At 70.1% G+C, this 4,012-nt stretch carries 4 protein-coding genes; 2 read left to right on the top strand and 2 right to left on the bottom strand.

Going from position 1 to position 4,012, the window contains the following annotated elements; translation table 11 throughout:
* On the bottom strand, nt 1-270 hold a 270-nt coding region (locus tag D180_RS12470), incomplete at its 3' end, for a glycerate kinase (RefSeq protein WP_043090914.1).
* An 87-nt stretch (nt 271-357) separates the two neighbouring features.
* Nucleotides 358-1,539 (bottom strand): class I SAM-dependent rRNA methyltransferase, encoded by a 1,182-nt coding sequence (locus D180_RS12475; RefSeq protein WP_043090915.1) that lies wholly within the window; start codon nt 1,537-1,539, stop codon nt 358-360.
* 258 nt (nt 1,540-1,797) lie between these two features.
* Between D180_RS12475 and D180_RS12480 the strand changes: the two genes are divergently transcribed.
* Together D180_RS12480 and D180_RS12485 are read left to right on the top strand one after the other, a co-directional pair.
* Nucleotides 1,798-2,751: a TerC family protein gene (locus D180_RS12480; RefSeq protein WP_017913055.1), complete on the top strand. Its 954-nt coding sequence runs from the start codon at nt 1,798-1,800 to the stop codon at nt 2,749-2,751.
* Nucleotides 2,752-2,853: 102 nt separating this feature from the next.
* Complete coding sequence (locus tag D180_RS12485) at nt 2,854-3,639, top strand: rhomboid family intramembrane serine protease (RefSeq protein WP_017913056.1); 786 nt, start codon at nt 2,854-2,856, stop codon at nt 3,637-3,639.
* Nucleotides 3,640-4,012: the final 373 nt, after the last annotated feature.

Below are 4,012 nucleotides of genomic sequence, written 5' to 3' on the forward strand. Positions count from 1 at the left end.
CATCTCGATCAGGGCGGTGCCGCCGTCCTCGCTCAGGCCGAACTGCGCGGCGACCGGCGCGCCCAGCGGCCCGGTCACCGTGCAGGCGACCCGGCGCCCACCGCCAGCGGCGACCAGCGCGTCCACCGTGCCCTCGCCGCCGTCGGCGAACGGCAGCAGCACGTACTGCGCCTCCGGGAACACGCTGCGGAAGCCGGCCGCGATCTGCGCGGCCGCCTCCGCCGCGGACAGGCTTTCCTTGAACGCGTCCGGGGCGATGACGATCTTCATGCAGCGGCGGCGTCGATCGCCGGCCGGCGCGCCCGGATCAGGCCGTCACGCACGCATCGCCGCTCGGCCTTGCGCATGCGTGGCGCGCTAGTCCAGCACGCGGCAGAACACCGCCTTGAGGTAGCGCGATTCCTGCACGTGGGCCATGAACGGGTGGTCGGCGCCGGCGCCGGCCACCTTCAGGATCTGGATGGTGCGGCCGGAGAAATAGGCGGCGCGGCGCAGCATGTCCAGGAACTCGTGCTCGGCGACCAGGCCGGTGCAGGAGAAGGTGGCGAACAGGCCGCCCGGAGCGACCACGCCCAGCGCCAGCTTGTTCATGTCCAGATACTTCTTCAGCGCCGGGATCACCTGGTCGCGGTCGCGGGTCATCTTGGCCGGGTCCAGGATCACCACGTCGTACTGGTCGCCGCGGGCGGCGGCGTCGCGCAGATACGGGAAGATGTCGGCCTGCACGAACTTGGGGCGCACGTCGTTGAGGCGGGCGTTGCCCTTGGCGATCTCGATCACGTCCTCGTCGATGTCCACGCCGACCACCTCGGTGGCGCCACGCACCTTGGCGTAGACCGCGAAGCCGCCGGTGTTGCAGCACAGGTCGAGCACGCGTTTGCCCTCCACCTGCTGGCTCAGCCACTGCCGGTTCTCGCGCTGGTCGGCGAAGAAGCCGGTCTTGTGCGCGCCGGCCGGGTCGGCGCGGAAGCGCACGCCGTATTCGCTGATGATCGCCGGCTCCGGGCGCTCGCCGCTGCTGGACACCGGCCGGTAGTCGAAGCTCTCCTGCTTCTGCACGTGTTCCTCGGCGAAGCTGTAGAAGCGCGCGCCAGGGAACTGCGTGCGCAGCGCGGCGTAGATCCACTCGCGGTGGCGGAACATGCCGGCGCTGAAGAACTCCACCACCAGCAGGTCGCCGTAGCGGTCCACCACCAGGCCGGACAGGCCGTCGCCCTCGGCATGCACCACACGCCAGGCATCGCTGACCGCGTCCAGCTTGAGCACGTCACGGCGCAGCGACACCGCCTCGGCGATCTTGCGCGCGAACCAGGATTCGTCGACGGCGATGTCGGGATGGGTCTCGAGGATGCGCACGGCGATGCGCGAGTGGCCGTTGTAGAAGCCGCGGCCGATCCAGTCGCCGTCCACCCCGACCACGTCCACCAGCGCGCCCGGCTTGGGCTTGGCGGCGGGTTTTTCGACCAGTTTCTGGAAGATCCAAGGATGGCTGGAGCGCCAGGCGTTCTTGAGGCGGACTACGGGCAGGGGACTATTCATGAACGCCATTGTAGCCGCCCCGATTGACGGCACCGCCGGCACCCGCAAGAATGCCCGCAGAAGGGGAGTAGCTCCCGACGTTGTCGCCGTCAATTCGAGCCCGCGGGCTCCGGTGCAACGGCAGCCGGTGCATCGGCTGCGAGCGAGACCTTCGCCGCTGTGGCGAAGGCACCCTCTGGACGACATCCGTCGTCTCCGTCCGGAACGCCTCCGCCAACGCGGCCCCGAGGTTCCCTGTTCACTGACGGAAAATTCCCAATGGAAACGATAGGCAACGTGTGGTTGTGGAGCGGTTTCGCGATCGTGGTGGTCGTGGCGCTGCTGGCGGACCTGGTGCTGATGCGCCACGGCGGTCCGCACAAGGTCACCTTCAAGGAAGCGCTGTGGTGGAGCATCGGCTGGATCGCGCTGGCGCTGGCGTTCAACGCCGGCCTGTGGTGGTACCTGCGCGAGACCATCGACGTGGCCACCGGCAACCGCCTGGGCCTTGAGTTCCTGACCGGCTACCTGGTCGAGAAGTCGCTGGCGGTCGACAACATCTTCGTGTTCCTGATGATCATGAGCTACTTCGCCGTGCCGGAGGAGCAGCGCCAGCGCGTGCTGGTGATCGGCGTGCTCGGCGCGATCGTGCTGCGCGCGGTGATGATCTTCGCCGGCTCGGTGCTGCTGACCAAGTTCCACTGGCTGCTGTACGTGTTCGGCGCGTTCCTGCTGCTGACCGGCATCAAGATGTGGTTCTCGGCGGGCAAGGAGCCGGACCTGGAGGCCAACCCGGTGCTGCGCTTCATGCGCAAGCATCTGCGCCTGACCCCGCAGTACCACGGCAACGCGCTGAGCGTGACCCAGGAAGGCAAGCGCTGGTTCACCCCGCTGTTCGCGGTGCTGATGCTGATCGCGATCACCGACGTGATCTTCGCGGTGGACAGCATCCCGGCGATCTTCGCGATCACCACCGACCCGTTCATCGTGCTGACCTCCAACGTGTTCGCGGTGCTGGGCCTGCGCGCGATGTTCTTCCTGCTGGCGGGCATGGCCGACCGCTTCCACCTGCTGCCCTACGGCCTGGCGATCGTGCTGGTGTTCATCGGCACCAAGATGCTGATCATCGACCTGTACAAGATCCCGGTGCTGGTGTCGCTGCTGGCGGTGGCGGTGGTGATTGGCGCCACCGTGGTGCTGAGCCTGCTGCGCCCGGCCAAGCCGGCGCACTGACCCGGCGCGGGCGCCGCGGCCGCGGATTGTCCCGCGGCCGCGGCCAGTCCCTCCCACTGGCGGCGCCTTGCCTTGGACGCCCGGCGCCGCCATCCAGGGACCATGGACACCTCTTCGCTCCCCTCGCCCACGCCCGAACCCGATGCGCAGGGCCGCTTCGACCGCGCGCGGATCCTGCGCGCGTTCAATGTCAGCCTGGCCTTCGTGGCGGTGCTGGTGGCGGTGTTCGCCAGCCAGGGCCTGTTCGACTGGCGGCCCTGGGCGGTCGCGCCGCACACGGCCGCCGGCCTGCTCGGCGTGCTGACCGCACCGCTGCTGCACGGCTCGCTTGAGCATCTGGGGGCCAATGCCGGCGCCCTGCTGATCCTGGGCACCCTGGCCGGCAGCGTGTATCCGCGCGCCACCCTGGCCGGGCTGCCCTTGCTGTGGCTGGGCTCGGGCCTGGGCGCCTGGTGGCTCGGCGATCCCGGCAGCCATCACCTGGGCGCCAGCGGCGTCGCCCACGGCCTGCTGTTCCTGGTGTTCGTGCTGGCCTTGCTGCGCCGCGACCGCGCCGCGATCGCCGCCAGCATGATCGCCTTCCTGTTCTACGGCGGCATGCTGGTGACGGTGCTGCCGCACGAGGACGGGGTGTCCTGGCAATCGCATCTGGGCGGCGCGGTGGGCGGCGTGGTCGCCGCGCTGCTGCTGCGCCATCGCGATCCGCTGCCGCCGCGCAAGCGCTACAGCTGGGAGGACGAGGAGGACACCGACGAGATCCTCGCCGCCGACGACGAACTGGAACCGCCGCCGCCGACCCAGGTGCCGGTGCTGTGGCAGCCACCGCCGGCGCCGCCGCGCGGGGTCGTGCTGCGCTTCCCGACGCGCGAGGAGCGTGACGGGGGCTGAGGCGGGAACGGTGCTTCCAGAAATACGCAAACCTGCTTCCGGAGGAGCGGGTTCAGCCGCGACGGGCCTTCCCGGTCACGCCCGTCGCGGCTGAAGCCGCTCCTCTCCGCAGTCGCGCGCCACGGCATGCCGCCTCGGGCGCCCCATCGCTGCATCGCACCGTACACTGACCGATCCGCCGTCGCTGTCCGAGTCCGCATGCCCGTGTCGCCCGCCTGTCGTGTCCGTTCCGTCGCCGTGGTGCTGGCGCTCGCCCTGGCCGCCTGCAGCGGTCCCGCGCTGCGTGCACCGGCGCCTGCGCCTGCGCCGGCCAAGGCGGTGGGCTATCTGCCGGCCGCGGCGGTGCCGGACAGCCTGCAGCTGCTGCCGGCGC

The organism is Xanthomonas sp. SHU 166 (assembly GCF_000364685.1).
Taxonomy (GTDB): Bacteria; Pseudomonadota; Gammaproteobacteria; order Xanthomonadales; family Xanthomonadaceae; genus Xanthomonas_A; species Xanthomonas_A sontii.